The sequence below is a fragment of the Nitratidesulfovibrio sp. SRB-5 genome, from assembly GCF_019931275.1.
Lineage (GTDB): Bacteria > Desulfobacterota > Desulfovibrionia > Desulfovibrionales > Desulfovibrionaceae > Cupidesulfovibrio.
Window position 1 is genome coordinate 1,525,695 of sequence record NZ_JAIOTY010000001.1, and the last position, 26,420, is coordinate 1,552,114.

Here is a 26,420-nt window from a genome sequence, read left to right on the forward strand (position 1 = left end):
GGCAGGGAAGGCCATATGCCTGCCGTGACCGATTCGCCCGAACTCCGTGCTTGCGGGACTAGTCCGGCAGCAGGGCCAGCAGGTCTTCCTCGTCACCAAGGATGGGAAAGAACCCGGTGAGTTGCGCGGTTTCCATGGTGTGCACCGCTTCTGCGGTGGGCCGGTACAGCAGCAGGCGGCGGCCCATGGAGCGGGCCTTGGTGCTGGCGGCCACCAGCGTGCCCAGCCCGGAGCTGTCCATGAACGACACGGCGGCAAGGTCCAGCACCACGTCGGACACGCCCTTGCGGGCAAACAGCCGTTCCAGTTCGTTGCGGACCTCCGTGGCGTTGGCCAGGGTCAGTTCGCCCGTCAGCGCCGCAACAAGGATGTTTCCGTGATCGTCAAGTTCGAGGTGCGCCATTGTTCCTCCGGTATGGCCAATTGCAGATGCAGGGTGTTGCCGTCCGGGCCGGTTTCACCCGTCACGGCATCGCACAGGCAGGTGATGATGCGCAAGCCCCGTCCGGACGTGGCTTCCGGCGCCCCCACCGCAGGGGGCAACGGGCAGGCGGCGCAGCCTCGCCCCCAGTCGGTGACGGCCAGCGCCATGTCCACGCGCGGGTTCACCGTCAGGCGTACCCGCACCGGGCCGGGCTGCCCTTGCGGGTAGGCATGGCGCACCACGTTGGCGCAGGCCTCCGCCGTGACCAGCTCCAGCGGATGCACCAGTGTGGGCGCGGCAAGGTAGGCGGCCATGGTTGCGGCAATGCCGCGCACGAAGGGGCGATAGGTTTCGCGCAGGGCGGTGGTGGAAAATTCGTAGTTGTGCATGGCGCGCTTCCGTCAATGGGCCCCGGCGGGCTCGTCTGGCCTGACCGGTTCGTCTGGCCTGACCGGTTCGTCTGGCCTGACCGGTTCGCCGGGGACGGGCCCCTCGCGGCGTATCCACAGGGCGGTCACATCGTCCCGGAAGGGCGGCATGCCGCCAGCCACATCACGTAGGGCCGATTCCATGGCGGCCAGCACCTCGCTGCCGGCGCGCAGGCATGGTTCGGTCAGTTCCAGAAACCGTTCCGGGCCAAGGTGGGTGCCTCCCGGTGCCGTCCAGTCGTGCAGGCCGTCGGTGAACAGCAGCAACTGGCAGCCGGGTGGAAAGGCGCGCAGTTCCGCGGCGAAATCGGCGTTGAAGAATCCCAGCAGCGGAGCGTTGGACGGCAGACGGGTGACCTGCCCGCCGCCGTCGCGCAGCAGGGCGGGGCAATGCCCGGCGTTGACGTATTCCAGCGTGCCCACGGCAAAGTCGATGTCACCCGCGAACAGGGTGACGAAGTCCGGCTCGCCGCCGATGATGTCCACTAGGTGCCGGTTGATGCGCTGTACGGTCTCGGTCAGCGGCAGAGGGGGCATGCCGTCGGCGTGGCGGGCGGCGGCGCCGTCGTTCTGGGCGCGCACCAGGGTGCGCACGATGCTCATGAGAAAGGCGGCGCGGGCTCCGTGGCCGGACACGTCGGCAATGACCACCCGCAGCACCGGGCCGTCGACGTCGGATAGGGCAGGCTGCACAGGCGGGGCGGGCTGGTCTGGCACGGCGGACGAAGAAAGCTGCGCCGGAGATGCCGTGGGCGCGGCATTGGCGGGGACGCGCGGGGGCAGCAGGAAGTAGTCGAAATAGTCGCCGCTGGCATCGCCGGATGGACGATACAGGCTTTCCACGTGCAGGCCGGGCAGATATGGCGAGGACGAAGGCAGCAGGCGCATCTGCAATTCTGCCACGCGGGCCATTTCGCGGGTCAGCCTGTCCGAGTAGGCGCGCAGGCGGCGGGCCATGCGGGCCTGCCGGGCGCCCACGGACACGCGGGCGTCCAGTTCCAGCGGTTCCAGCGGCAGGCGCAGGGCGTCGTTGGCGCCCATGGCCAGGGCGTCGGCCCGCAAGGCGTGGTCGTCCGGCTCGGTGAGCACGATGAGGAACACGTCCTCGTCGCCGCGCACGGCGCGGATGGCCCGCACCAGGTCGAGCGCGGGAAGGTGGCCGTCCGCATGCGCGCCCTGTGTCGATACGGACGCCGAAGCGGACGCCGATGCGGGTACGGACGGGGGCGGCACGGGGTCGTAAGGCGGCGGCGGGGGCGCGGCAAGACGTGGGGGGACAGGCGCCGCATCGGGCCGGGCCGGATATGTATGGGCCGGATATGTTGGGGCAGGATATGTTGGGGCGGCGTCGGGCAGGGCGGCGTCGATGATCACCACGTGGGGGCGGCGCGCGTCGTGCAAGGCCAGCGCCTCGGCCAGGGTGGCGGCGCGCAGCATGGTGCGGCCCGTGCCGGGCAGGCGGCGCAGCGCCTCGCGCGTCAGCGGCGTGGGCGCGGCGATGAGAAGGGTGATGTCATCCGCCGCCATGGGGTGGTCGCCGCTCCGGAAAGAGGTCGTCGTCGCTCAGCCAGATGGTCACCGGCCCCCAGTTGACGAGGGAGACGTCCATGTCGGCCGCGAAGATGCCACAGCGTACCCGGCCCGGCAGGCGTGCGTCAATATCGGTAGCCAGTTGGCCGAACAGGCCTTCGGCCACGGCGGGCTGCGCGGCGGAGGAAAACGACGGGCGGCGGCCCTTGCGGCAGTCGGCGTGCAGGGTGAACTGGGGCACCAGCAGCAGCTGGCCCAACGTGCCGCCGGAAGCGATGCCGCCGACCATGGCGTCCTGCATGCTGGCGGGTACGGGCCATTCGCGCAGGCCCACGTTCATCTTTCCCGCGTCGTCGGGAAACACGCGCAGGTCCAGCATCTTGTCGATCATGCCCGCCCAGCGCGGCTCACCGGGCAGCGCGGCGGTATCGCGCGGGCCAAAGCCCGCCAGCACCACCAGCCCCGGCCCGATGGCGGCCACGATTTCACCGTTTACCGCCACCGATCCCCGGCGCGCCCGTTGCAGCAGCAGTCGCATGTCGTTCCTCTATTCCGTGGCGGAGACGGGTGCGGAACGCCGTCCCCCGCTCGTCAGGCCAGGGAAAGCCGGAGGCAGCCAGGCCTGTCGCCCTACTGCGCTCCGTCGTCGTCGGACGCGGCGGCTGTTGCGGGAGACGCCGCCAGTTCCGCCTTCAGCTTCTCTTCTTCCTCGGTGCGCAGGATGCGGCGCAGTACCTTGCCTACCACGGTCTTGGGCAGGTCGTCGCGAAACTCCACCTGCTTGGGCACCTTGTAGCTGGCCAGCTTTTCGCGGCAGTGGGCCACGACCTCTGCCTTGGTCAGCTTTTCGCCGGGCTTGACCACCACGAAGGCCTTGATCATCTCGCCGCGCGTGGGGTGGGGCACGCCCACGGTCACCGCTTCCTTGATCCTGGGGTGCTCGTGCAGCACTTCATCGATTTCGCGCGGGTACACGTTGTAGCCGCCCACCAGGAACATGTCCTTCTTGCGGTCCACGATGGTGAAGTAGCCGTCCTCGTCCATGGTGGCGATGTCGCCGGTGTACAGCCAGCCGTTGCGCAGGGTGTTGGCGGTTTCGTCCGGGCGGTTCCAGTAGCCCTTCATGACCTGCGGGCCGCGGATGATAAGTTCGCCCACCTTGCCCGCGGGCAGCGGCACCAGGCCCACTTCCATGTCCACGATGCGCGCCTCGGTGTCCGGGAAGGGGATGCCGATGGACCCGGCCTTGCTGACCCCGTGGATGGGGTTCAGGTGGGTGACCGGCGAGGCCTCCGTCAGGCCGAAGCCTTCGATGACCTGAGCCCCGGTAAGTTCCCTGAACCGCTTGATGTGCTCCATCGGCATGGGCGCCGACCCCGAAATGCAGTAGCGGATGGAGGTCAGGTCGTAGTCGCCCACCTCCTTCTGCTGCATCAGCGAAATGTAGATGGAGGGCGCGCCGGGGAAGATGGTGGGCTTGTGCTTCTGGATGCCCACCAGCACGTCGCGCGGGACATAACGCGGGAAGGGCACGATGGTGGCCGCAAGGGCCGTGGGCAGGGTGAGGCAGGTGGTCAGCCCGTAGACATGGAAGTAGGGCATCAGCCCCAGGAAACAGTGGTCCATGTCGCGGGCTTCGCCCAAAATGGTGGTGATCTGCTGCACGTTCACCGACATGTTGTGGTGCGTCAGCATGACCCCCTTGGAAATGCCCGTGGTGCCGCCGGTGTATTGCAGCACTGCCAGGTCTTCGGTGGGGTTGCACGTGGTGGTGGAATGGCGGGCCTTGCCCTTGAGCAGGCTTTTCCACGGCAGCACGTGCCTGCCGTCAAAGGGCAGCTCGCGCCAGGTGCCCTCGCGCTTGGCCTTGAAGGCGTACAGGAAGTTGAGCGGGAAGGCCAACCCGTCGCCGATGCGGGTGAGGAAATACTTGTCGATGCCCAGCTTTTCGCGCAGTGGCTCTATCTTGGGCCATACCAGGTCGAGGGCGATCATGAACCGCGCGCCGGAGTCGTGGATCTGGTGGACCAGTTCCTTTTCCATGTACAGCGGGTTGGTCATCACCACCACGCCGCCAGCCTTCAGCACCGCCCAGAAGGCAATGACCGTCTGCGGCAGGTTGGGCAGCATGATCGACACCTTGTCGCCGCGCCGCACGCCCTGGGCGCGCAGGTTGGCGGCCATGACCTCCGCCAGTTGGCGCAGCTTGGCGTAGCTGAGGCGATAGTTGCGGAAGGCGATGGCCGTGCGGCGGGGGGTGCGTTCCGCGGCCCTGTCCAGCAGGGTGAACAGCGGAAAGGTTTCGTAGCTGATGTTGGCGGGAACGCCCGCATCGTAGCTGGCCAGCCAGGGGAAATCGGCGGAGGTGTTGGGTTCGGTCATACGTGGTGGCGGACCGTGGCCGCCACGTCATTCCGCGCATTCCGCCCGGCCCGGCAAGGCGCATGCGGTGCACGGGCGCTGGCGCTGGCCCGTATTGTTCGTGTGTTCAAGGGGATGGAAGGCAAACCTTCGGATTTGTACTATGCGGCTCGCGCCCGCGCAAGCCCCACGGCACGGGGAAAAGGGCGTCCCGTGCCCAATGCGTGCCCGCGGGGCGAATGCGTGTCTGCCGGGTAAGCGGTGCCTGCGGGGCGAATGCGTAACTGACGCGCGGGGTTTCAGCCCGGCCCGTGTCCGCTCAGGCGCCGCCTGTGCCGCCTGTACCGCCGGTGTCCCCGGCTTCGCCTGCATCACCGGGGCGGCCAGCCCGCACGGGGCGCAGGCCGGTCACGGCGGCCACGGCCTTCAGGCCCTTCTTTTCGCCGGTGAACCCCAGTTTTTCTTCGGTGGTGGCCTTCACGTTCACCATGGCCTCGTCCAGAGCCAGCAGGCGGCAGACGTTGCGGCGGATATGTTCGCGCCACGGGGCCAGCCGGGGCACCTGGGCGATGATGGTCAGGTCCACGTTGGTGATTTCCAGCCCTGCGGCTCGGGTCAGGCCCAGCACCTCGTCCAGCAGGACGGCGGAGTTGGCGTTGTCCAGCGCGGCGTCGGTATCCGGAAAATGCTGGCCGATGTCTCCGCCGCCGATGCACCCCAGCAGGGCATCGGTGAGGGCGTGCAGCAGCACGTCGCCGTCGGAATGGGCAACCACCTCCGGACCGCCGGGAATGAGCACGCCGCCCAGCTTCATGGGACGGGGGGGGCGGCCCGCCTCTTCCTTTCGCACGTAGCGATGCACGTCGTAGCCCCAGCCGGTGCAGGGAATCAGGCGCATCTGCCCGTTGCGGGCATCCCACGGGGTACGGGCGGTGTCGGCATCGTCCAGCATGGCCAGGTCCTCCGGCGTGGTGATCTTGGCGTTGGCGACCTCGCCGGGCACCACGTGCACGGCAACGTCGCAGCGTTCCAGCAGGGCGGCATCGTCGGTAACGGTCCAGCCCTCGGCACGGGCGCGTTCATGCGCCTGTCGCAGCGCGGCCAGCGCAAAGCCCTGCGGGGTCTGCACCGCCACCAGCCCGGACCTGTCCGGGGTGTGGGCAACCACGCCGTTGGCCGTCTGCTTGATGGTGTCCGTCACCGCCACTCCCGGCACCACCCCCGGCGCGCCCGCCGCCAGCGCGTCGAGCACCGCGTTGCACAACGCCGCCGTGGCGAATGGCCGGGCCGCGTCATGCACCAGCACCGCGTCGCACTCGTGCGGCAGGGCCGCAAGCCCCGCCGCCACCGAATCCTGCCGCAGCGCGCCGCCCGCCACCGCCCGCCACGGCACACCCAGGGCGCGTCCGGCGTCCAGCGCGGTCAAACGCTCGCGCTCGGCTTCCAGCCTGTCCTGCGGGAACACGAACACCAGCCCGCGCACCCGCGCCACCGCCGCGAACGTGCGCGCCGAACGCCAGTACAACGGCGCCCCCCGGTGCTGGATGAACTGCTTGGCCGTGGACAGCCCGGCCGCAGCCAGCCGGGTGCCGCTGCCCGCCGCGAGAACAATGGCCCATGCGTGCATGTACGGTCCTTGAAAAGAAAAGTGGAAAGGAGAGGGGAAAGATACGGGGGGAAGGAGGCTTTGAAAAGCCCCCTTCCCCCCGTGCCCCCCATCCCGCAAACTTTCTAATTGGGGGTAAGGGGGCGAGGCAGCGGCTTTTGTGTTCACCGTCCCTTCGCGCTCCATCTGCACCAAAAAGAACCCCCAAATGAAAAGTTTGGGGGAAGGAGGGAGGGGGACCGGGGGAGGGAGGAAGGTACTTTTTTAAAAGTACCTTCCTCCCTCCCCCGTATGCCCTTGAAACTATCGGGAGTCGGACTGTAAGCCGGGTTCTGTACCCTTGCGGGTGGCTGTCATTCCTCTAGGAGCGCCGTTGCCGGCGCCCTCAAGCAACCGACCCGGAAGCATGGGCCGGGCAGGCCTCGTACGCTTCCCTATTTGGTCTTGCTCCGGACGGGGGTTACCGAGCCTGGTGCGTCACCGCGCCAGCTGGTGGGCTCTTACCCCACCGTTTCACCCTTACCCGGCAGGCGAACCTGCCGGGCGGTCTGCTTTCTGTGGCCCTGTCCGACGATCGCTCGTCCTGGGGGTTACCCAGCGTCCTGCCCTGCGGAGCCCGGACTTTCCTCCCCGGGCCTTGCGGCCCGCGACGACAGCCCGTCCGGCTCCCGAAATCGGATGCGCGGTGGTCCGGCCTATTCGGCGGCCGGGGTTTCCACGCAGAAGTGTTCGCTCCAGTAGATGAGGCGCTGGCAGTTGGGGCAGCTGAGGATCTGGGTGCCCTTCTGCAACTCGATGTAGCTCTGCGGCGGGATGGAGATGTGGCAGCCGGAGCACACGCCCTTGTCCACGGGCACGATGACCGGGTTTTCCAGCCGCTGGCGGATGAATTCGTAGCGGCTCAGCACGGGCGGGGGCACTTCCTTGCCTGCGGCGTTGCGCTGCGATTCCAGATCTGCCAGGCCCGCGCCGGCTTCGGTCAGGCGCGCTTCAAGGCTGGCCTTCTTGGCTTCCAGGTCGGCCTTGAGGGTGGTGTAGCGCTCGTCCATCTCCGTCATGGCCTCGGTCTGGCGTTGCAACTCTTCGGCCAGGGCCAGCTTTTCTTCCTCGCGCGAGCGGTTCATCTTTTCCATGTTGTCCATTTCGCGCATCATGGCGTGGTATTCCTTGGTGTTACCCACGAGCATGAGCTTGGACTTGCTCTTCTTGATGCGCAGGGAATCGTCCTCGATTTCGGTGCCGAGGCGCTTTTCCTGCTCCTTCAGGTGGGTGAGCTTGTCGAGGAGGCGGTTGCGCTGTTCCTCGAGGACGTCGAAGCGCTGTTGCAGCCCTTCCACTTCCTGCGGCGCGTTCTTCAGTTCCGCCTTGATGCCGTAGATGTGGTCGTCCACCTTCTGCAGGGCGACAAGCTGTTCGATCTGCTTGAGATACAGGCTCAACGTCATATCCTCCTGAAATGCGGGTTAGGCCGGATGTTCCGGAACGCGGCCGCCGTCCGTGCCCGTGGGGGGAACGGGCAGGTGCAGCCGCAGTGGATCGCTGGATGGCAGGAAATGCACGGGCAGGCCGGGCAGCGCGGTGCGCAGGCCGTTGGCGAAGCGGCGCATCATTTCCTCTTCAAGGGCAAAGTGCCCCACGTCGAGCAGGCAGCCACGGGCTTCGAGCGCGGTGTGGTACTTCACGTCGCCGGTGACGAACACGTCGGCGCCACGGGCAAAGGCTGTATCGGCCAGTGAACTGCCGGAACCGGTGCAGTAGCCCACCCGCCGCACCATGGCGGGGGCGGGGCCGCTGACGTGGCAGTGGGCGCGCCCGGCAAGGCCGTGCAGGCGCCGGACAAAGGCCGGAAATTCGAGCGGTTCGGGCAGGTCGCCCACCAGGCCGAAGCCGAAGACCCGCGCGGGCAGTTCCGGCTCGGCGGGCAGGAAGGCGGGCGCGGCGCCCTGCGGGGCGTCTGACGTGATGGCCGCGCGGATGGCGGGCCAGTCGGCGGCCTCGCAACTGAGCACGGCGGTGTTGCCCAGCACCCGGCATGCCAGCACGCCGGGCAGGTTGGCCCAGTGCGGCGCGGGCGTTGTGGCCGCCACGATGCACCGGGTCAGCCGTTCCTGGCGCAGGGTGGGTTCCAGCACTTCGGGGGCGTCCAGCGAAAGCTCTCGGGCCAGCCAGCCCACGGGGCCGTCGGGATTGGCGTCCAGCGAGGTGTGCGCGGCGTACAGCCACGCACCGCGCGCCAATACGGCGGCAGCCACGGCGTGGTGGTCGTCCAGCGTGTCCAGCGCGCGGGGCGCCATGACCAGCGGGTGGTGGGAAAGGATGACGTCGGCGCCAAGGTCAAGCGCGGCGGCGACGGCGGCGGGGGTGGGGTCGAGGCAGACGGCGAGGGCCGCGGCCTGTGCGTCGTGCCCGGCCACCTGGATGCCCGACCTGTCCCACTGGGCGGCGGATGCCGGAAGTGCCGTTTTTTCAATAACGCTAATTATTTCAGAGCGTTTCATGCAAATTTCCCAAGCAAAGAGGGTGCTTCGCCGGATTTGCGCGGCGCAAGCACCCTCGAAGCGGCAAGGTGTGGTTCCGGAATTGGTGCTGCTCCAATGTCCGCGTTCCTGTCCCGTTGCTCTGTTGCGCGGCAGGGGGCACTGGCGGTGCCCGGTGCCGGGGCGGCGCAAGCGCCTGCCCGGGAAAATTTGGTGGGCCTAGCGTGACTCGAACACGCAACAAACCGGTTATGAGCCGGGGGCTCTGCCAATTGAGCTATAGGCCCGCACGTAACCGGAGCGGCCCGGCACCATGCCCGGAATGCTGACCGGTGAGCCGAATCTGATACGCCTGGGCGTGGCGGCTGTCAAGCAGACCATGCCGCGCCCAGCAATGTCATCGGCACCTACCCGGCCTTCTTCACGCCGCCCTCTTCACTCCGCTTCTTCATGCCGCACTGTTCCTTGGCAAAGGCGATGGCCGAACGGGCCGCCTTGGCCCCTTCGCCCACGGCCACGCCGATTTGCAGAAAACCGCCGGTGCAGTCGCCCGCCGCGAAAATGCCGGGGATGTTGGTGCACTGTTCGCCGTCGGCCACCAGGAACACGCCCTTGCGTTCCACGCCCAGGGAGTAGGCGAAATCGAGGGACGACGCCTCGCCCATGGCCACGAACAGGCCGTCGGCAACCGCTTCCGTGCCGTCGGCGAACACCACGCCCTCAAGCCCGTTGATACCGGCCAGTCGCGCGATCTTGCGGGTGTCGATGGCGATGCCCGCGTCGGCCAGGCGTTGCCGGAAGTCGGGGGTGAGCACGGGTTCCTTGCCCTGGGTGCAGATGGACACGTGCGGGGTGTACTGGGTCAGTTCCAGGGCCTGGTTGGCCGCGAAGATGCCTTCGCCCAGCACCAGCACCTGCTTGCCGCGATAGAAGAATCCGTCGCAGCTCACGCAGTAGGACACGCCCTTGCCCTCGTAGTCGCCCAGGTTGTCGATGCCGGGGCGCACGCGGGCAACCCCGGTGGCCAGCACCACCGCGCAGGCATCGTAGGCGCCCTTGTCGGTCTTGACGTGGAAGCCGCCAGCATCGCCATGGTGCACGGCCAGCACGCGTTCCTCGCGCAGTTGCGCGCCGAAGCGTTCGGCCTGCCTGCGGCCCCGTTCGATGAGGTCGCGCCCGGAGATGGTTTCGTCGAAGCCGAAGTAGTTGTCGATGTCATAGTCGCCCGCCACCTTGGGGGCGCTGCCCAGCACCAGCGTGGGAATGCCCGCGCGGGCGGTGTAGATGGCGGCGGAAAGCCCGGCGGGGCCGGAGCCGATGATTACCAGCGGGGCGTTGGCGGAAGCGGACGTGGATTCGGACATGGGCATCTCCGTAAGGAAAGGCGCTGGCGGTAACGCCGTGCGTCTGTTGCGTGTTTCCGGCTGGGCGCGCGGTACTGCGGGAGAACGGGGTGTCGCCCGCGCATGGCGCGCCGAACCAGAAAGTAGGCAATCCGAAGTGGCTGGCAAGGGGGGGAGGTGAGGCAGGGGGCATGCGTGGTGCCGGACAGGTCCGGCGCGCATGCCGTCCGCTTTCCACCCTCATCTCGTCCACATCTCGTCCACATCTCGTCCGCTTCCCGCCAGGTTCCCGGCAGGCTCCCGGCAGGCCTTGTGATTCCTACAGTCCCAATTGGGCCAGCAGGTCGTCCACGTTTTCCTGCGAGGCGCCGCGCTGCGGGCCCTTCAGTTCGGAGACCACCTGGCGGGTTTCCGCCTCGATCTGCGAGATGTCCTTTTCCGGGGCTTCCTCGCGTGCGCGTATCAGCAGGCCGGTGGACAGGTAGAGTTCCACCACGGTGCTTTCGATGGTGCGCAGGGCCGTGATGATCTTCTTGATGCGCTGGCCGGTCAGGTCCTGGAAGCCGAGGGTGGTCAGGATTTCCACAAGCCCCTCGCCCAGTTCGGCGTTGATCTGCACCAGGCGTTCAAGGGCGCGTTCCACTCCCGCTCCGGCGCGGACGGCCTCGATCAGCACTGCTGCTTCCTTCTGGCGTTCGATCTGCACCTCGACCACGTCCATGATCGATTCAGTGGCTTCCTGCGTGGTGACCAGGATTTCGTCCAGTTGGCGCGAAGCCTCGTTGAACAGCCGGTCGGCATCCTCGCGCTGCACGGGGAGCGTGCCTTCCGGGGCTTCCTGCGCGCCGGGCTTCGCGGCGGTGGATATTTCGCGGTAGATGGTTTGCAGGCCCCCGCGCATGTCGTCGCTGATGCGGCGGTAGAATTCGCTTTCCACCAGTGCACGGGTGAGATTGGTGGTGAGTTCCCGTTCAATGGTGGCTGCAAGCACGTCGCGGATGTTGACGACGAGGTTGTTCGTCACGCGTTCCATCACGTTGTCGAGCAATTCTTCCTGCGTGACCATGATGCGCTCCTGCTGGTGGTGTGTGCGCCAAGCCGTGCGGCCTGCGGTTGACGCGGCCCGGGGGGGCTGGTCCGGGGGCCTGGCCCCGGGGTGGCTGGTTTGGGGCTGCCCAGGGTATGCGTCTGCCGGACGCAGGCCGTGCCCCGGGGCGGATGCGAGGCCGTTTACTGGACTTGCCCGACAGGGTGCGAGCCAGACCGGGGCGAGCCTGACCGGACTGAATCGGAACGTCCGTTTCAGGGGCGGATGTCCGCATTGGCGAACCTAGCAGATAGTGGACCGTGGGAAAAGCGGAAAACGTCGGAACAGGCAGCCTTTCGCCGCATGCCGAAAGAGGGGAGCACGCAGCGGGCCCGACAGCAAGGCGGGGCGTGCGCGGAACATGTCGCGCACGCCCCGCCGGGGTGTGTCAGTATATGGCAGGCGAGTGGACCGTTGTGCCCGTCAGGGTCTGGTCGGGCACGGTCTGGCCGGGCAGCGCCTGGTCAGGCAACATCTGCACGGGCAGGGCCGGAGCCACGCTGGCGGCTACAGGCCGCCGTTCTCCACTTCAACGTTCATGGCCCCCACGGGGCACACGCGCGTGCACAGGCCGCATGCGGTGCAGCGGTCCTTGTCGAACACCACGACCCGCGCCTCGATATCCATGGCCAGGGCCGAAGTGGGACAGATGGCGGTGCACATGCCACAGTGCATGCAGCTGTCCTCGTCACGCGAGATGCGCTGCGAGACGTCGGTTACGGTCACGTCCTGCTCACGCAGGTAGGCGATGCCCTTCAGACAGTTGTCCTCGCCCCCGGAAATTTCCAGGGTCAGGTAGCCTTCCTTGCGCGGGGTGATCTGGGCCTTCAGGATGTTGACGGTAAGGTCGTACCGGCGCACCAGGTCGCTCACGATGGGCTTGCCCGAGATTTCGGGCGGGAACGTGAGATGGATGTTCTTGCGGTAAGGCTTGGTCTGTTGTTCGGTCATGCTGTTTCCGGGCCGGAGCACCGGGTACTCGGATTATTTGTTCTCGCTCAGGAACTTCTTGGCGCGCTGCGCTTCGGGCGAATCGGGCAGCTTCTTGATCAGCTCCTCCAGACGCACCTTGCCGGCGTCCTTCTTGCCGAGCTTGTAGAAGCAGATGCCCTGCTTGAGCAGCGACGAGGCGTACTTGGGGCTCTTGGGGTACTTGGAGATGACCTGTTCGTACGCCAGCGCCGAGCGGGCGAAGTCCTGCTGCTGGAAGTTGGCCTCACCCTGCCAGAACCACGCATTGCTGGTCAGCTTGTGGTCCCCGAAGGTGTTGGTGAAATCGGTGAACGCCTTCACGGAATCCTTGTAGCGCCGCTCGTTGAACGCCGTCATGCCCTGGTCGTACAGCGCCTGGGCCGTATCCACGGCTGCGGCGGCAGGCTTGGCGGCGGGTGCGGGTGCGCCCTTGGCGGGTTCCGCGTTGGTCACGGCCATGGTGCCGCTTTGCGCCGGGGGCACCGTGACCGGCCCGCTGGGCTGGCTCGATGGCGCGACGACAAAGCCGTTCTCCTTGCCGGGGTTTACAAGCAGGACCGGGGCATTGGGATCGCCCGCGTGGGTCGTGCCGGTGGCCGACGCTGCACCGGCTGCGCCCGCGGGGGCGGGGGCGGCCAGCACGCTGTCGAGGTCGATGGCCAGTTGCGAGGCCATCTGCCGCAGGGCGATATCGTGGCGGTTCAGCTGATCGCGCATCTGGGGCAGGTCGCGGCTCTGGTCGCCGGTGGCGTTCAGGCGCATCTGCATGTCGTCGATCTGGCCGCGCAGGGTGGCGATTTCCTGCCGGGTGGACTGCACCTGCGACCAGGTGTCCGCCTGCGCGGGCTGCACGCCGGAAAGCTGCGAGTTCAGCGTCTGGATCTGCTGGTCCTGGCGCATGACGCGGGCGTTCAGGGCGTCCACGTCTTCCTGGCGCACGCAGCCGACAAGGGCCACCAGCGCGGCCAGGGAGCACACGGGAAGGAAACGACGGGAAAGAATGCGGGTCTTCATGGCTTTTGGTCCGCCTTTCGGTTCTCTTTGCTTGGCGTAAGGGTTCGGTGCCCGGACCGGGTCATGCCGTGCGTTCGGGCGTGGGCCGGGCCTGCCGTCAGGCCTTGCGGGCTCGCCGCTGGCCGAAGACAAGATAGGCAAGGCCGCCGAGCACGGGAAGGAATATCCCGGCCGCCATCCACAGGGCCTTTTCTGCCGGGCGGTCGAACTCGTGCTTGTAAGAATGCCAGATGCACCACAGGTTGGGCAAGATGGGAATGGCAAGCAGGGGGATGAGCAGGGCCGTATTCATGGTGTCCTTTTTGGCGGGCTTGACTGGCTTGACTGGCTCGGCGGCCTAGCGGGCCTTTGGGGTGCCGTTGCCTGGCGCGGGCTGTCGGTACATGGCGATGAAGGCCAGGAACGCGCCCACGCAGATGGCGATGTCCGCCACGTTGAAGGCGGGCCAGTGCCAGTCGCCCACGTAGAAATCCAGAAAGTCGATCACAGCACGAAAGCGCACCCGGTCCACGAGGTTGCCGAGGGCGCCGCCGAGAATGCAGCCGAACCCGGTGAACAGCACCTTGTCTTCCTGCGCGGCGCGGGTAAGCGAAATGATGGCCCATACGGCAAGCACCGTGGCCACCAGGAACAGCCAGAACTGCCATTCGATGTCGGAACGGTTCAGAAAGCCGAAGGCCGCCCCCCGGTTGCGCACGTTCACCAGGTCGAAGAACCCGGCGATGACCGGCACCGAATGGTGCTCGGGGATGGCCGTCACCGCCCACAGCTTGGTGAGCTGATCCAGGCCGATGACGGCGGCGGCGATGGAGAAGACCGTGACGAATCTGGGACGCATGGGGCCTCTTGGGACTTTGGGCGCATGCCCTGCCCGGCGGCACGTTGCGTACCGCCGGGCAGGGGAATATTATCGGGCCTGTTGCCGCTGTTGCCGCTGTTGCCGCTGTTGCCGCTGTTGCCGCTGTTGCCGCTGTTGCCGCTGTTGTCGCTGGCGTCGCTGTCGTCGACGCTGTTGCCGCCGTCGCGGTTATTCGGCGCCGCTGGTGCGCAGCACCGTGGTGCAGCGGGCGCAGGCGCCGGGGTAGCCGGGATCGGCGCCCAGTTCCTCGTGGTAGATCCAGCAGCGTTCGCATTTGGCGCCGGGGGCCTTGGCCACGCCGATGCGCAGGCCCTTGACTTCTTCGGAGGCAAAGGCGTCCTGCGGGGCGTCTTCCAGCGGGGCGATGTTCAGCTTGGAGACGATGAACACCGCGCGCAGGTCGGTGCCGGTGGCGCGCAGCAGGTCGGCCAGCTTGTGGTCGGCGTACAGGGTCACGTGGGTATCCAGCGAGTGACCCACCGTGCCCGCCTTGCGCAGCGGCTCGATGGCCTTGGTCACCTCGGACCGCACGGCCAGCACCGCCTCCCACCGTTCGCTCTCGTCGGAGCTGACGTTGTACAGCGGCGTATCCGAGCCGCGCAGGGCGAACACCGTGGCCGCGGCGGGGCGCAGCGCCTCGGGGATGTGCCGGAACACTTCCTCCGCCGTGAAGCTGAGCACCGGGGCCATGTCGCGCACCAGCACCAGCAGGATGTGCAAGAGGGCCGTCTGGGCCGAGCGGCGTTCCGGGCTGTCCTTGGCCGAGGCGTACAGGCGGTCCTTCAGCACGTCGAGGTAGAAGGCGCTGAGGTCGGTCACGCACAGGTTGTGCAGGGTGTGGAACACCTTGTGGAACTCGAATTCGGAATACGCTTCCTGGATGCGCGCGTGGGCGTCGGTGACGATGTCCAGCGCGTAGCGGTCCAGCGGGTCCATGACCGAGAAGGGCACGATTTCCTCGGGCGTGAGGTCGTCGATGTTGCCCAGCAGGTAGCGGCAGGTGTTGCGGATGCGCCGGTAGGCGTCCACAAGGCGACTCAGGATTTCGTCCGAGATGCGGATGTCTTCGCGGTAATCGACGGAGGCCACCCACAGGCGCAGGATTTCCGCGCCGTACTTGTCGATGATCTCCTGCGGGGCGATGACGTTGCCGATGGACTTGGACATCTTGCGGCCTTCACCGTCCACCACGTAGCCGTGGGTGAGCACGGCGCGGTAGGGCGGCACGCCGCGCGTGCCCATGGAGGCCAGCAGCGAACTGTGGAACCAGCCGCGATGCTGGTCCGAGCCTTCCAGGTACAGGTCCGCCGGGAACGCGGTGTCGCCGCGCTGTTCCAGCACGGCGGAGAAGCTGGTGCCGGAATCGAACCACACGTCCAGGATGTCGGTTTCCTTCTTCCAGTGGTTGCCGCCGCAGTGCGGGCAGGCAAGACCGGCGGGCACGATGTCTTCCAGCGCCGTTTCGTACCAGTAGTCGCAGCCGGTGGGGTGCTTGGCGAAACGCTCGGCGATGTCGCGCATCCAGGCGGCGTCGTTCCACGCCTCGCCGCAGCCTTCGCAGAGCAGGGCGATGATGGGCACGCCCCAGGTGCGCTGGCGCGAGATGCACCAGTCGGGGCGGAATTCGATCATGTTGTGAATGCGTTCCTCGCCCCAGGCGGGAATCCAGCGCACGTCCTTGCGGATGGCAGACAGGGCGCGGGCGCGCAGGTCGTTCTTTTCCATGGCGATGAACCACTGGGTGGTGGCCCGGAAGATGACCGGCTTCTTGCAGCGCCAGCAGTGCGGGTAGCTGTGCGAAATCTTGCGTTCGGCCAGCAGGTTGCCCACTTCGCGCAGCTTTTCGATGACCTTGGGGTTGGCCTCGAACACGGTCAGCCCGGCAAAGAAGGGCACGGAATCGAGGAAGCGGCCTTCGTCGTTCAGCGGCGAAAGGATTTCCAGCCCGTAGCGCAGGCCGGTCTCGTAGTCCTCGCGGCCATGGCCGGGCGCGGTGTGCACGCAGCCGGTGCCGGAATCGAGCACCACGTAGTCGGCCAGCACCACCGGAGAGGGGCGGTCGTAGAAGGGGTGCGTGGCGACAAGGCCTTCCAGCTTCGCCCCCGGCACGGTGGACACCACTTCGCAGTTTTCCCAGCCGAAGGTCTTGGCGCTGCTTTCCACCAGCGCGGCGGCCAGCACGTAGTGCGCGCCGTCGTGGCGGACCACGGCGTAGTCATGGTCGGGGTGCACGGCCACGGCCATGTTGTCGGGCAGGGTCCACGGGGTGGTGGTCCAGATGACGATGTAGGCGCTGGCCGGATCCACGTTCAGTACGTCCGCCACCTTGGCGTCGCGCAGGGGAAAGCGCACGAAGATGGAGGGCGAGGTGTGGTCGTAGTATTCCACCTCGGCCTCGGCCAGGGCGGTCTGGCACGAGCAGCACCAGTAGATGGGCTTCTTGCTGCGCACCACGTTGCCAGCGGCCACGAAGTTGCCGAGCTCGCGCGCGGTGGCGGATTCGTAGGCCGGGTCCATGGTCATGTACGGCTTGTCCCAGGCACCCAGCACGCCAAGGCGCTTGAATTCCTTGCGCTGGATGTCCAGGTACTTTTCCGCGTACTGGCGGCAGCGCTTGCGCACCACGTGGGCGGGCAGTTCCTTTTTCTTTTCGCCCAGTTCCTGTTCCACCTTGTGTTCGATGGGCAGGCCGTGACAGTCCCAGCCGGGCACGTAGCGGGCGGCGTAGCCCTGCATGTTGCGCGACTTGACCACCATGTCCTTCAGGATCTTGTTCAGCGCCGTCCCCAGGTGAATGTGCCCGTTGGCGTAAGGGGGGCCGTCGTGCAGGACGTACTGGCCCTTCTGGCCGGAGGCCTGCGCCATGGCGGCGTAGGCGTCGATGCCTTCCCAGAACTTGAGCATTTCCGGCTCGCGCTGGGTGAGGTTGGCCTTCATGGGAAATTTGGTGTCGGGCAGATGCAGGGTCTTCTTGTAGTCGCTCATGGACGTGCTGCTCCTGGGGGGTGTCGGCATGCCGGAAGGTCCGGCCGGCGGCGCATGGCCGCGCCCGGCGGGGGGGACGGCGCGCGGGGCGCGCATCGCCGGGTGATGCAAAACGATGTAATTGGTTCAAGAAGGTGCGGAAGTCAAGCCGCGCGCGGCCCGCACGGGTACTGGGACGGCGGGGGGAGGGGGGCGGCGTGCGTGACCGGCAGTGCTTGCCGGAGGCCAAAGAGCTCGGCCCCATGTGTTCGACCCGGCCTGTTCGGCCAGTCCGGCGTGTTCGGCCAGTCCGGCCTGTTCGGCCAGTCCGGCCTGTTCGGCCAGTCCGGCCTGTTCGACCCGTCCGGCGTGTTCGACCCGTCCTGCCTGTTCGGCCTATCCGGCGTATCCGCCTGTCCGGCCTGACGAGTCAGACTCGATGCATTCGAGCTGCCGTGTCCGGCCCGGTGTATTCGATCCGGCGTGTTGGGCCCGGGGGTGGCGTCGCGCCCGTCACTTGCCGCCGGTTTCCGCCCCGTCGAGCATATCCAGCATGTACGGCAGGGCTGCGCGGGCCATGCGTTCCGCCCCGGCGGCGTTGGGGTGCAGGCCGTCCCACAGGGTCAGGTCCGGCACGCCCCAGATGCCGTCCAGCACGTAAGGCCACAAGGGCACGCCGAACCGCGCGGCCAGGCGCGGGAACAGCGCGTCGTATGCTTCGGCATAGTCCGGATCGTCCGCGAATTCGGCCCTGAACCCGGCCAGCAGCGCGGGCACGCCCCGTTCGGCCAGCAGGGTCAGGATGGCGGCCAGGTTTTCTTCCATGTCCTGCGGGTCCAGCCCCATGAAGCCGTCGTTGGCGCCCAGTTCGACAATGGCGAAGCAGCGCGGGGCCATTCCCGCGTCATTGTCGGCGGCGTCGGCGCCGTTGGCGAAGCCGGGGTTGCGCGCCAGCCACGCGCGCAGGCGGCGAAGGCCGCCCGCCGTGGTGTCGCCCGAAAGGCCCAGGTTGATCACCGTGGCGTCATGGGCGGGTGCCGCCGGGCCGCCCGCGCGCAGCAGCCGTTCCAGCGCGGCGGGAAAGGCGGCGTCAGGCTCCAGGCCATAACCTTCGGTCAGGCTGTCGCCAAGGGCCAGCAGGGTAAGGGGCTGGGGCATGTTTGCCTCCGGGGCGTTCCGGCCTGGTGGGATGGGCCGCAGGTCGGAAAAAGGGAAGGGGGAAGAACATGCGCCGGGCGCGGTGTTCTTCCCCATGATTTCGTGTGTCCGGCTACGGGCTGCGTACCGCGCAAACCCGGCGCGGATCAGAACCCGGCGGGCTGGCCTTCCACGGCCTCGGACATTTCGCGCAGCAGTCGCAGGGTTTCCTCTGCCTCTGCCTTGTCCAGCACGCGCAGGGCAAACCCGGCGTGCACTATGACGTATTCGCCGATGGCGGGGCGTTCGGGCAGCAGCATGGCCGAGACGTTGAGGTAGGTTTCGCTCTTGCCCACACGGCACTTGGCCATGCCGGCATCATTGATTTCCACGATCTCGGCGGGAATGGCGAGGCACATCGGGTCTGCTCCGTCGGTTTGGCCAGCCTGATCGTTTCAGGCGGGTTGTACGGCCTGATCGCTCAGGCGGGGTGTCCGTTGTCGGTCGGGGCGCAGTCGCCGCCCGCGCGGCGTACCTCGGCGACCACGGCATCGCACAGCAGTGGCAGGCGCTGGCCTGCCACGGGGGAAAGTTCGGTGCCCAGCGACTGGTAGTCGTGCGGCTCCATGCCGATGATCACCGCTTCTGGCCGTTTGCCCACCAGTTCGCAGAAGATCAGGGTGTCCACGAGGTCGGTCTGGTGCATGGAGTCGTTGAAGCCGAGGCTCTTGCGCAGGTCTTCGCCGGTCAGGCGGTAGATGGCGCCGGGTTCGTCCCCTGCAAGCACGGCGTCCACCACGATCAGGTGGTCGCACTCCATGATGGCGTCCATGAGCCGCATGCCCAGCGTGCCGCCATCCATGACGGAGACGTTGTCGCTGAAGGCATGGGCCTTTTGCAGCGCCTCCACGGCGCGCACGCCGATGCCTTCGTCGGTGTACAGGATGTTGCCCACGCCAAGGACGAGGATGTTGGGGCGATTGCTCATGTGGGGTGTACTATAGGGTTGGAAAAGGCCCGGCGCAAGGCCGGAACCTCGATATGACGGCGATGTGCCGTTTTGCGAGGTTGCGCAGGCGGCCTGCGTGGGGCGCTGATCCGGTTGGTGAAAAACGAAAACGGTGCGCGTCCGGTTTGCAACCGGCGCGGGCACGCCGCGTCGACGCGCAGTTTTCGGGGCCGTCGTCCGGTAGACGGTGCACGGCGGGGCTGCCGCTGTGCCAGCTTCGCAGATAGTCCGAGGGCCCGGCACAAGGCCGGGCCCTTCGGTCGATATGGCATTCCGAACCCTGCCTGCACCACCTGCCTTGGCGGGCGGGGCAGGCAGGGCTGCGGACAGCTTACAGGATGCGGAACTTGTGCACTTCGTTGGTGTGCCCGTCGATGACGTGCACGCCGCAGGCGATGCACGGGTCGAACGAGTGCACCGTGCGCAGGATTTCCACCGGGCGCTTGGCATCGGCCACCGGGGTGCCGATGAGCGAGGCTTCCACCGGCGACAGCTTGTTCTTGTCGCAGCGGGGGCCAAGGGTCCAGGTGGAGGGCACGACCAGCTGGAAGTTGCCGATCTTGCCGTCCTCGATGCGGATCCAGTGCGACAGGCCGCCGCGCGGGGCGTTGACGAAGCCCACGCCTTCCGCCTGCTTGGGCATTTCCCACGGTGCGCAGATGACGTTGTCGCCCTTGGCGATGTTGTCCTTGTACTCCTGTAGCATCACGCCCACGTATTCGGCGATGACGGCGGTTTCGATGCCGCGCGCCGCCGTGCGGCCCAAGGTGGAGAACAGGGCCTCGGGGCCCACGCCCAGCTTGGCGAGCACGGCGTCGGTCACGGCCTTCACCTTGGGGTGGCCCTGCGAGTAGGCGATCAGCACCTGGGCCAGCGGCCCGGTTTCCATGGGTTCGCCCATGTAGCGGGGGGCCTTCATCCACGAGTAGCGGTCGTCGCCGTGCAGGTCGGTGTACTTGGGCTGGGTCTGGCCCTTCCACGGGTGGCGGGCTTCCGCGCCTTCGTACCAGCTGTGGCGCACGTGTTCTTCAATCTGCATCTTGTCGAACGGCTTGATGTTCTTGAAGTCGCGCTTGAAGACCACGCCCGGCTTGAAGAACCGGCTGTTCAGGTCGTACTCGTCCTTCGGGAATTCGCCGAAGGTGATGAAGTTGTCGGTACCGCCGTACTGCGACCAATCCTTGTAGGCCGCGGCAACCACCAGCAGGTCGGGGATGTACACTTCATCCACGAACGCCTTGGTTTCCTTCCACAGCGCCTCGAATTCGGCGATGCGCTGCGGGGTCAGGGCGTCGTAGCAGGTCACGCCGCCCACCACGGTGAACTGGGTGTGCGGGTTCTTGGCGCCGAAAACGGCCATGGCGCGCGCGGCCTTCACCTGAAGGCGCAGGGCTTCCAGGTAGTGGGCGGTGGCGATGAGGTTGGTTTCCGGATCCAGGTAGTAGGCGGGGTGGCCGCCCAGGAAGTAGGCATTGGTGAACGGGCCGAGCTGGCCGCTTTCCACGAAGGTCTTCAGCTTGTCCTGCACCGCCTTCAGGTCCGCCGCCGTGGTCTTGCGGGGCGAGATGGACGAGGCCACCTTGGCGGCCTTGGCCGGGTCGGCCTTCAGCGCGGCGGTCACGTCCACGAAGTCCAGGGCGTGCAGGTGGTAGAAGTGCACGATGTGGTCGTGCAGGTACTGCGCGCCCAGCACCAGGTTGCGGATGTAGGTGGCGTTCTTGGGAATGTGCACGCCCACGGCGTTGTCCACGCAGCGGGTGGAGGCCAGCGCATGGGTATAGGTGCACACGCCGCAGGTGCGCTGGGTGAAGTGCTGGGCGTCGCGGGGGTCGCGGCCCTTCAGGATGATTTCAAGGCCCCGGAACAGCGTGGAACTGCTGTAGGCGTTCTTGACCTTGCCGTTCTCCACTTCCACCTCGATGCGCAGGTGGCCTTCGATGCGGGTAACGGGGTCGACGACGATGGGACCGCTATAGGAGCTCTTGGGCGTCACGGGGATGCCGCCCGGAGCATTCTGGGCTCTGCAGCCGCTCATGGTATTCTCCTTGGCTGTTGCCTATGGGGGTATTGGGTGACCTAGCGCGTGCGCGTGATCAGTTCTGGTAGAACGGGGTCATGGCGTCCCAGAAATCGGGTTCGCTGCACCCGATGCAGGGGTGCCCCGCGTCCACGGGCCAGTTGGTCTGGTTGAACTTGATCTTCGGGCAGTTGTTCATGGTCACCGGGCCCTTGCAGCCCAGCTCGTAGAGGCACCAGCCCTTGCGGGCTTCTTCCGATTCGAACGACGGGGCGAATTCGCCCGCGTCGAAATGCGGCAGGCGGGGGCACTGTTCGTGTACGGTCTGGCCGAAGAACATGGTGGGCCGGTTCAGGCTGTCCAGTTCGGGCGCGGCCTTGTTCTTCAGGTAGTACACGATGGTGCCGACCAGGTTGTACGGGTTCGGCGGGCAACCGGCGATGTTGATGGCCTTGACGCCAAGGTGCTTCAGCGCGTCGTTGACGCCCTTGGCACCGGTGGGGTTGGGCTTGGCCGCCTGCACGCCGCCGAAGGTGGCGCAGGTGCCGTACGCGATGACGGCCTGGGCCTTGGGCAGGATGCGGCTGCAGATGTCCAGCATGGTGTGGTTGGCCACCTTGCCGTAGATGCCGTTGGCAGCCGTGGGAATGCCGCCTTCCACCACGGCGATGAAGCCGTGCGGGCTGTTGACGGCCTGTTCCAGGGCGGCTTCCGCCGCATCGCCCGCGGCGGCCATGATGGTCTCATGGTAGTCGAGGGACAGCGTGTCCAGAATCAGAGTGTCGATGTAGGGTTCGAAAGCGCGCAGCACCGATTCGGAACAGCCGGTGCATTCGGCGTTGTGCAGGTAGACCACGGACGGGCGCCGGGGACCCATGAGCGCGCGGGCAACTTCCGGCGCGAACGCGGGGCCCATGCCCATGGTCACGGCGATGGCCGTACAGAACTTGAGGAAGTCGCGTCGAGACACGCCGCGTTCCGCAAGCCTTTCCTCCACGCCCTCCTTGCCGAGACCGATCGAGATTTTCATCCCTGCCTCCTTCGGCACGGCGTATCACCGTGCCTGCCCGCCGCCAGCAGCGCGGCGGGGTAAGGGTCGTACTGGTGCGAAAGGCCCCCCGGATGCGACCGCTTCTGCGTGCATCCGTTTCCCGCGGTGACCTGTCCGCACGTTTGCCGGGAAGGTACAACACATTGAAACGTTATTCCAATTGAAAATGTAAATGAGGCACACATTTCCGCATCGCGGAAGGGAATGGGTGCGTGCAATGGCAGCCGTGGCGCAACAGGAAGCGTGTTGCACCCATGCAGTGGGGGAGAGGATTGCTGTCGCGGTGTATTGTTTGTGTGTTCAATTTTGCGCGTTGGAGAGGGCCGTGGCGCATGGTTGTGGAATACAAAATGCGTGCTACGTTTTTGTTGAACGTAGCACGCATTTTGTTGCAGCATGAAAAGCGCGTGCGCGGGGCGAGGGCTGTCGGGTGCGTACAGCCAGGAGGCGCTGTAACGTGCGGCCCGGTCATGGTCTGGACGTCCCGCGCGGATGGGGCTTGTCAGCCCTTTCCGATTGCCGTCGGATCAGCAGGGCAACTCGCGGGCTTTCCTGCGCCGTATCAGCCTGCCTGTTCCATTTCCGTGATGATGGTGCGGATTTCTTCGCGCGCCACATCCACAAAACGGGGGAAGGCGGCCTGCACCGGCTCGGAAAGGCCGATGTTCCAGTTCAGGAAGTCGTGCGGCTCCATGCCGATGATCTGCATGCGCGGGCGCGGGCCGCGCAGTTCCGCCATCTTCAGCGAGTCGATGAGATCCACGTCGTGGATGGACAGCCGCTGTTTCTCGTTCTGGACAAGATCGTCCTCCGACAGGCGGTAGATGGTGCCGGGGGCGCCCTTGGCGTGGACGATGTCCAGCACCAGCAGGCGGTCGTACCCTTCGAACAGGTAGAAGATGTCCTGGGTGAAGGTGCCGCCGTCCATCAGGGTAACGTTGGACGGCCAGGTTTCCTTCATCAGTTCTTCCACGGCAAAGACGCCGACGCCGTCGTCGGTGAGCAGGGTATTGCCGATGCCGAGTACGAGCAGCTTCTGCATGTGGGCTCCATGATGTTCCGGTACGCGGGCGGAAAGGGTGTGCGCCCGGATGCCGTCCTTTCGCGCCAGACAGGCCAGACGGGCCTGTCGGGCCTGTCGGGGGCAATCGGGGCGGCGCGATGGCGCATGTTGTCGATGGGGCGCGGCGGCGACGCAGGCCGCATGCCCTTGCCAGGCCCACCCTATGGCGGGCGTGCGCGCCGCGCAAGCTCCCCGGTGGGGGATCGCACGGGGCGCGAATGCAAGAGGGGACCAGGCCGGTCCTGCCGGTCTGGCCCCCTCCATAGGTTCGGTATGCGGCGTCTACTTCACTTCGACGACGGAGACCTTGCCGGATTCAGCGTGCAGCACGTGCACGGCGCAGCCCAGTCACGGGTCGAAGGCGCGGATCACCCGCGCCACGTTCACCGGGTTGCTGATGTCCGGCACGGGGGTGCCGACCAGCGCGCGTTCCACCGGGCCAAGCTGGCCGCTGTCGTCGCGCGGGTTGCAGTTCCAGAGCGTGGCGGACACGATCTGGTAGTTGTCGATCTTCTGGTCCTTGATGTTGATGTAGTGGACCAGCGAGCCGCGCGGCGCTTCGGTGAAGCCCACGCCTTCGGAGCTGGCGGGAATTTCGGCGGCGGCGAAGGTTTCTTCGCCGGCCTTCACTTCCTTCAGCCAGCGTTCGATGGCGGAGAGCATGTAGTACGTTTCCTCGGCGCGGGCCACGTGGCGGCCCATGACCGAGAAGGCGGCTTCGTCGCCAAGGTCGCGGAAGCGCTTGGCGTTCAGCTTGAACAGGTCCTTCAGCAGCTTCTGGCCCACGGGCGACAGCTCGGGGTTGGTGATCCACATGCGGGCCACCGGGCCGGATTCAACGGCCTTGCCGTTGTAGCGGGGGGCCTTGACGAAGCTGTACGCACCGACCTTGTTGGGCGCGGGCACCGTCTTGCCTTGCGAGAAGTGCAGGCCGGTGGTGGCGTCGTCGAACCAGGAGTACTTGACGTATTCCTTGATCAGCTTGGGATCGAACGGCTGGTCCTTGCCGTCGATGTACACGCCGCGCTTCAGGTGCAGCTCGGTCATGGCATCGTTGAGCGGGAAGGCGCCGAACGAGATGCAGTTCTTGTAGCCCTGGCCGAACTTGAACAGGTCCTTGTAGGCCGCGCCCACGGTGTAGGCCACGGGCACGTACTTCTTTTCGACGAATTCGCGCACCTTCTTGAAGCGGGCGGCGTATTCGACAAGGGCTTCCTTGGTGGGGATTTCGGTGGTGCCGCCCACGACCTGGCCCTGAACGTGGGGCATGCGCCCGCCGAACATGGCGACCATTTCGTGGCAGATGCGGCGCACTTCAAGCGCTTCCAGGTACTGGTCCACCGCGGCGGCGTTGATGTCCTTGGGCAGGCGCAGGTCGGGCTTGGCGAAGCGCGGCACGAAGGGCGCGCTGTCCGGCCCCTGCACGAAGTCCAGGGCGGCCAGGTGGTAGAAGTGCAGGATGTGCGACTGCAGGTAGTTGGCGCCGAAGGTCAGGTTGCGGGTAAGGCGGCCGTTGGTGGGCACCTTGACCTTGAAGGCGTTGTCCAGCGCCATGCACGAGGCGGTGGAGTGGGCCGTGGGGCACACGCCGCAGATGCGCTGCACGATCTGCGAGGCGTCGCGCGGGTCGCGCCCGCGCAGGATGGTTTCAAAGCCGCGGTACATGCCGCCGGACAGGCGGGCGTCGACCACCACGCCGTTTTCAACGGTGACTTCGGCTTTCAGGTGGCCTTCGATTCTGCTTACCGGGTCGATGGCGATGGTCGCCTTGCCGGTGGCCCCGGCAGGAGCGGCCTTGGGTGTACAGCCGGACATGGTTTCCTCCTTGATGTATGGCGCCGGGGCTAGGCCGAGTAGAAGGGAGACTTGCCGTCGGGGAAGTCGGGTTCGACGCAGCCGATGCACACCGCGTTGGAGATGCACCAGTTAACGCCGCCGTTCCACTTGCGCTCGAAGCTGTCGCACATGGACATGGGGCCCTTGCAGCCGAGGTCGTAGCGGCAGCCTTCCTTCTTGGTGAAGGTTTCGCACATCTTCCCGGCGTCGTACGCTTCAAGGTAGGGACAGTTTTCATGCACGTTGCGGCCATAGAAGGGGGTGGGGCGGCCGTCGGCGTCGAGCAGCTTGACCACGTCGGCCAGGCCAGCGGCCAGGCCCTTGGCCTTGATGGCGTTCAGCGCCACCACCACGGTGCCCACGATCCAGTCGGGGTGGGGCGGGCAGCCGGGAATGTTCACCACCGGGGTGGCGATGCCGTTGTCCTTGAAGAACTGCGACACCGACTTGGCGCCGGTTTCGCTGCCCTGGGCGGCGGGAATGCCGCCATAGGCCGCGCAGGTTCCCACGGCCAGCACGGCGGCGGCATTGGCGGCAACGCTCTTCATGGCGTCAACCATGGAGATTTCCTTGTGGTGCGCTTCGCCGATGATGCAGTACTTGCCGTCGGCCTCGGTGGGCACCGCCCCTTCGACCACCACGAAGTACTTGCCCTTGTACTGTTCCGCGATCTTCATCATGTGTTCCATGGCGGGTTCGCCTTCCCACGCCATGACGGTGGGGTGGAACTCCAGACTGATGACCTTCAGCAGCACATCGGCGATGGTGGGGTGCACCGAGTTCAGCAGCGACACCGAACAACCGGTGCAGCCCTGGCCCTGCAGCCAGAGCACCGGGGGCCGTTCGCCGTTCAGCGAACCGGAAATGGCTTCACAGACGGCGGGGTGGAACATCTGGGATATCCCGAACCCTGCAACCGTACCTGTGCACAATTTGACGAAATCACGCCTGTTGAGACTCATCCCTGCCTCCTTGGTTGCGGCGTTTGCATAGACCGTAGTGGCTATTTTCCCGCGATAGCCCCGTATTCTTCCAATGACGAATAGCCCCCCCCCCTCGCCAGGGTCAATGCGATGTCGATGGCAGGGGTGAGTTTTGATAGAAAAAAGTGATTTGGTGGGCTATGTTGCGACGGTTGAGTGGTCAAACGCGTTCGATAGTGCGAATAAATTTGAAAAAGTGTTATCGGCTTTAGGTGGGTGTTACGCAGGTCGCGGGGCAGGAGTAAGCTTTTCTGCCCGT

General features: G+C 66.4%; 24 protein-coding genes, 1 tRNA gene and 1 other RNA gene. 1 reads left to right on the forward strand and 25 read right to left on the reverse strand.

Going from position 1 to position 26,420, the window contains the following annotated elements:
- Positions 1-58: 58 nt before the first annotated feature.
- The 17 genes from K6142_RS06205 to ileS all read right to left on the reverse strand — a co-directional run bounded on the left by K6142_RS06205 (position 59) and on the right by ileS (position 17,086).
- Positions 59-403: an STAS domain-containing protein gene (locus tag K6142_RS06205; protein ID WP_190243871.1), complete on the reverse strand. Its 345-nt coding sequence runs from the start codon at positions 401-403 to the stop codon at positions 59-61.
- Entirely contained in the window at positions 352-813 is a 462-nt protein-coding gene (locus K6142_RS06210; RefSeq protein WP_190243870.1) for an ATP-binding protein, read from the reverse strand. Before K6142_RS06210 ends, K6142_RS06205 begins: the two co-directional genes overlap by 52 nt.
- Positions 814-825: 12 nt before the next feature.
- Positions 826-2,379: a PP2C family protein-serine/threonine phosphatase gene (locus K6142_RS06215; RefSeq protein WP_190243869.1), complete on the reverse strand. Its 1,554-nt coding sequence runs from the start codon at positions 2,377-2,379 to the stop codon at positions 826-828.
- A complete protein-coding gene (locus K6142_RS06220) occupies positions 2,366-2,920 on the reverse strand; it encodes a D-aminoacyl-tRNA deacylase (RefSeq protein WP_190243868.1) in 555 nt (184 codons plus the stop codon). The genes K6142_RS06215 and K6142_RS06220 overlap by 14 nt, the downstream gene beginning before the upstream one ends.
- Positions 2,921-3,012: 92 nt before the next feature.
- Positions 3,013-4,764, reverse strand: coding sequence for a long-chain-fatty-acid--CoA ligase (locus K6142_RS06225; RefSeq protein ID WP_190243867.1), 1,752 nt, complete (start codon positions 4,762-4,764; stop codon positions 3,013-3,015).
- 298 nt (positions 4,765-5,062) lie between these two features.
- Positions 5,063-6,370, reverse strand: coding sequence for a 2-C-methyl-D-erythritol 4-phosphate cytidylyltransferase (ispD, locus tag K6142_RS06230; RefSeq protein WP_223380771.1), 1,308 nt, complete (start codon positions 6,368-6,370; stop codon positions 5,063-5,065).
- A gap of 284 nt (positions 6,371-6,654) precedes the next feature.
- An RNA gene (gene rnpB, locus K6142_RS06235) (RNase P RNA component class A) lies at positions 6,655-7,018 on the reverse strand.
- A gap of 26 nt (positions 7,019-7,044) precedes the next feature.
- Positions 7,045-7,794 carry a zinc ribbon domain-containing protein gene (locus tag K6142_RS06240; protein ID WP_012611409.1) on the reverse strand — a complete coding sequence of 250 codons (750 nt, stop codon included), beginning with the start codon at positions 7,792-7,794 and terminating at the stop codon, positions 7,045-7,047.
- Positions 7,795-7,812: 18 nt separating this feature from the next.
- Positions 7,813-8,847 carry a Nif3-like dinuclear metal center hexameric protein gene (locus tag K6142_RS06245; RefSeq protein WP_190245244.1) on the reverse strand — a complete coding sequence of 345 codons (1,035 nt, stop codon included), beginning with the start codon at positions 8,845-8,847 and terminating at the stop codon, positions 7,813-7,815.
- A gap of 190 nt (positions 8,848-9,037) precedes the next feature.
- Positions 9,038-9,113, reverse strand: a tRNA-Ile gene (locus tag K6142_RS06250).
- A gap of 120 nt (positions 9,114-9,233) precedes the next feature.
- Positions 9,234-10,190 (reverse strand): NAD(P)/FAD-dependent oxidoreductase, encoded by a 957-nt coding sequence (locus tag K6142_RS06255; protein WP_190245243.1) that lies wholly within the window; start codon positions 10,188-10,190, stop codon positions 9,234-9,236.
- A gap of 298 nt (positions 10,191-10,488) precedes the next feature.
- A complete protein-coding gene (locus K6142_RS06260) occupies positions 10,489-11,235 on the reverse strand; it encodes a protein phosphatase CheZ (protein ID WP_190245242.1) in 747 nt (248 codons plus the stop codon).
- A gap of 528 nt (positions 11,236-11,763) precedes the next feature.
- The gene (locus K6142_RS06265; protein WP_012611413.1) at positions 11,764-12,207 is read right to left on the reverse strand and encodes an NIL domain-containing protein; all 444 of its coding nucleotides are present in this window, start codon (positions 12,205-12,207) and stop codon (positions 11,764-11,766) included.
- Between the two features lie 33 nt (positions 12,208-12,240).
- Complete coding sequence (ybgF, locus tag K6142_RS06270; RefSeq protein ID WP_190245241.1) at positions 12,241-13,242, reverse strand: tol-pal system protein YbgF; 1,002 nt, start codon at positions 13,240-13,242, stop codon at positions 12,241-12,243.
- 97 nt (positions 13,243-13,339) lie between these two features.
- On the reverse strand, positions 13,340-13,534 hold the full coding sequence (locus K6142_RS06275; protein ID WP_167124277.1) for a PLD nuclease N-terminal domain-containing protein: 195 nt from the start codon (positions 13,532-13,534) through the stop codon (positions 13,340-13,342).
- 45 nt (positions 13,535-13,579) lie between these two features.
- Positions 13,580-14,080: a signal peptidase II gene (gene lspA / locus K6142_RS06280; RefSeq protein ID WP_190245240.1), complete on the reverse strand. Its 501-nt coding sequence runs from the start codon at positions 14,078-14,080 to the stop codon at positions 13,580-13,582.
- Between the two features lie 189 nt (positions 14,081-14,269).
- Positions 14,270-17,086: an isoleucine--tRNA ligase gene (gene ileS, locus K6142_RS06285; protein WP_190245239.1), complete on the reverse strand. Its 2,817-nt coding sequence runs from the start codon at positions 17,084-17,086 to the stop codon at positions 14,270-14,272.
- Positions 17,087-17,287: 201 nt separating this feature from the next.
- On the opposite strand from ileS, the gene K6142_RS06290 reads away from it, so the two are divergent.
- Positions 17,288-17,491: a hypothetical protein gene (locus tag K6142_RS06290; RefSeq protein WP_263284232.1), complete on the forward strand. Its 204-nt coding sequence runs from the start codon at positions 17,288-17,290 to the stop codon at positions 17,489-17,491.
- Positions 17,492-17,578: 87 nt separating this feature from the next.
- On the opposite strand, the gene K6142_RS06295 is transcribed toward K6142_RS06290, so the two are convergent.
- The 8 genes from K6142_RS06295 to hysB form a co-directional block, all read right to left on the reverse strand.
- The gene (locus K6142_RS06295; protein ID WP_190245238.1) at positions 17,579-18,223 is read right to left on the reverse strand and encodes an arylesterase; all 645 of its coding nucleotides are present in this window, start codon (positions 18,221-18,223) and stop codon (positions 17,579-17,581) included.
- A 146-nt stretch (positions 18,224-18,369) separates the two neighbouring features.
- A complete protein-coding gene (locus K6142_RS06300) occupies positions 18,370-18,621 on the reverse strand; it encodes a HypC/HybG/HupF family hydrogenase formation chaperone (RefSeq protein WP_012611419.1) in 252 nt (83 codons plus the stop codon).
- Between the two features lie 62 nt (positions 18,622-18,683).
- A complete protein-coding gene (locus tag K6142_RS06305) occupies positions 18,684-19,190 on the reverse strand; it encodes a HyaD/HybD family hydrogenase maturation endopeptidase (protein ID WP_190245237.1) in 507 nt (168 codons plus the stop codon).
- Between the two features lie 352 nt (positions 19,191-19,542).
- Positions 19,543-21,246, reverse strand: coding sequence for a nickel-dependent hydrogenase large subunit (locus K6142_RS06310; RefSeq protein WP_190245236.1), 1,704 nt, complete (start codon positions 21,244-21,246; stop codon positions 19,543-19,545).
- A gap of 58 nt (positions 21,247-21,304) precedes the next feature.
- Entirely contained in the window at positions 21,305-22,258 is a 954-nt protein-coding gene (locus K6142_RS06315) for a hydrogenase small subunit (RefSeq protein WP_012611422.1), read from the reverse strand.
- 583 nt (positions 22,259-22,841) lie between these two features.
- Positions 22,842-23,321: a NiFeSe hydrogenase maturation protease gene (hysD, locus tag K6142_RS06320; RefSeq protein ID WP_190245235.1), complete on the reverse strand. Its 480-nt coding sequence runs from the start codon at positions 23,319-23,321 to the stop codon at positions 22,842-22,844.
- Positions 23,322-23,624: 303 nt separating this feature from the next.
- Positions 23,625-25,157, reverse strand: a complete 1,533-nt coding sequence (gene hysA / locus K6142_RS06325; protein WP_190245234.1) for a NiFeSe hydrogenase large subunit HysA — start codon at positions 25,155-25,157, stop codon at positions 23,625-23,627.
- A 29-nt stretch (positions 25,158-25,186) separates the two neighbouring features.
- Positions 25,187-26,140 (reverse strand): NiFeSe hydrogenase small subunit, encoded by a 954-nt coding sequence (hysB, locus tag K6142_RS06330; RefSeq protein WP_190245233.1) that lies wholly within the window; start codon positions 26,138-26,140, stop codon positions 25,187-25,189.
- Positions 26,141-26,420: the final 280 nt, after the last annotated feature.

Excerpts from the sequence above, each read along its gene's own strand:
- lspA (WP_190245240.1), bottom strand. The coding sequence starts at position 14,080 with ATGCGTCCCAGATTCGTCACGGTCTTCTCCATCGCCGCCGCCGTCATC.
- K6142_RS06240 (WP_012611409.1), bottom strand. The coding sequence starts at position 7,794 with ATGACGTTGAGCCTGTATCTCAAGCAGATCGAACAGCTTGTCGCCCTG.
- K6142_RS06260 (WP_190245242.1), bottom strand. The coding sequence starts at position 11,235 with ATGGTCACGCAGGAAGAATTGCTCGACAACGTGATGGAACGCGTGACG.
- K6142_RS06215 (WP_190243869.1), bottom strand. The coding sequence starts at position 2,379 with ATGGCGGCGGATGACATCACCCTTCTCATCGCCGCGCCCACGCCGCTG.
- K6142_RS06225 (WP_190243867.1), bottom strand. The coding sequence starts at position 4,764 with ATGACCGAACCCAACACCTCCGCCGATTTCCCCTGGCTGGCCAGCTAC.
- hysD (WP_190245235.1), bottom strand. The coding sequence starts at position 23,321 with ATGCAGAAGCTGCTCGTACTCGGCATCGGCAATACCCTGCTCACCGAC.
- K6142_RS06265 (WP_012611413.1), bottom strand. The coding sequence starts at position 12,207 with ATGACCGAACAACAGACCAAGCCTTACCGCAAGAACATCCATCTCACG.
- ileS (WP_190245239.1), bottom strand. The coding sequence starts at position 17,086 with ATGAGCGACTACAAGAAGACCCTGCATCTGCCCGACACCAAATTTCCC.
- K6142_RS06255 (WP_190245243.1), bottom strand. The coding sequence starts at position 10,190 with ATGTCCGAATCCACGTCCGCTTCCGCCAACGCCCCGCTGGTAATCATC.
- ybgF (WP_190245241.1), bottom strand. The coding sequence starts at position 13,242 with ATGAAGACCCGCATTCTTTCCCGTCGTTTCCTTCCCGTGTGCTCCCTG.
- K6142_RS06210 (WP_190243870.1), bottom strand. The coding sequence starts at position 813 with ATGCACAACTACGAATTTTCCACCACCGCCCTGCGCGAAACCTATCGC.
- K6142_RS06295 (WP_190245238.1), bottom strand. The coding sequence starts at position 18,223 with ATGCCCCAGCCCCTTACCCTGCTGGCCCTTGGCGACAGCCTGACCGAA.
- hysB (WP_190245233.1), bottom strand. The coding sequence starts at position 26,140 with ATGAGTCTCAACAGGCGTGATTTCGTCAAATTGTGCACAGGTACGGTT.
- K6142_RS06310 (WP_190245236.1), bottom strand. The coding sequence starts at position 21,246 with ATGAGCGGCTGCAGAGCCCAGAATGCTCCGGGCGGCATCCCCGTGACG.
- K6142_RS06300 (WP_012611419.1), bottom strand. The coding sequence starts at position 18,621 with ATGTGCCTCGCCATTCCCGCCGAGATCGTGGAAATCAATGATGCCGGC.
- K6142_RS06275 (WP_167124277.1), bottom strand. The coding sequence starts at position 13,534 with ATGAATACGGCCCTGCTCATCCCCCTGCTTGCCATTCCCATCTTGCCC.
- K6142_RS06205 (WP_190243871.1), bottom strand. The coding sequence starts at position 403 with ATGGCGCACCTCGAACTTGACGATCACGGAAACATCCTTGTTGCGGCG.
- K6142_RS06245 (WP_190245244.1), bottom strand. The coding sequence starts at position 8,847 with ATGAAACGCTCTGAAATAATTAGCGTTATTGAAAAAACGGCACTTCCG.
- K6142_RS06315 (WP_012611422.1), bottom strand. The coding sequence starts at position 22,258 with ATGAAAATCTCGATCGGTCTCGGCAAGGAGGGCGTGGAGGAAAGGCTT.
- K6142_RS06305 (WP_190245237.1), bottom strand. The coding sequence starts at position 19,190 with ATGAGCAATCGCCCCAACATCCTCGTCCTTGGCGTGGGCAACATCCTG.
- K6142_RS06220 (WP_190243868.1), bottom strand. The coding sequence starts at position 2,920 with ATGCGACTGCTGCTGCAACGGGCGCGCCGGGGATCGGTGGCGGTAAAC.
- ispD (WP_223380771.1), bottom strand. The coding sequence starts at position 6,370 with ATGCACGCATGGGCCATTGTTCTCGCGGCGGGCAGCGGCACCCGGCTG.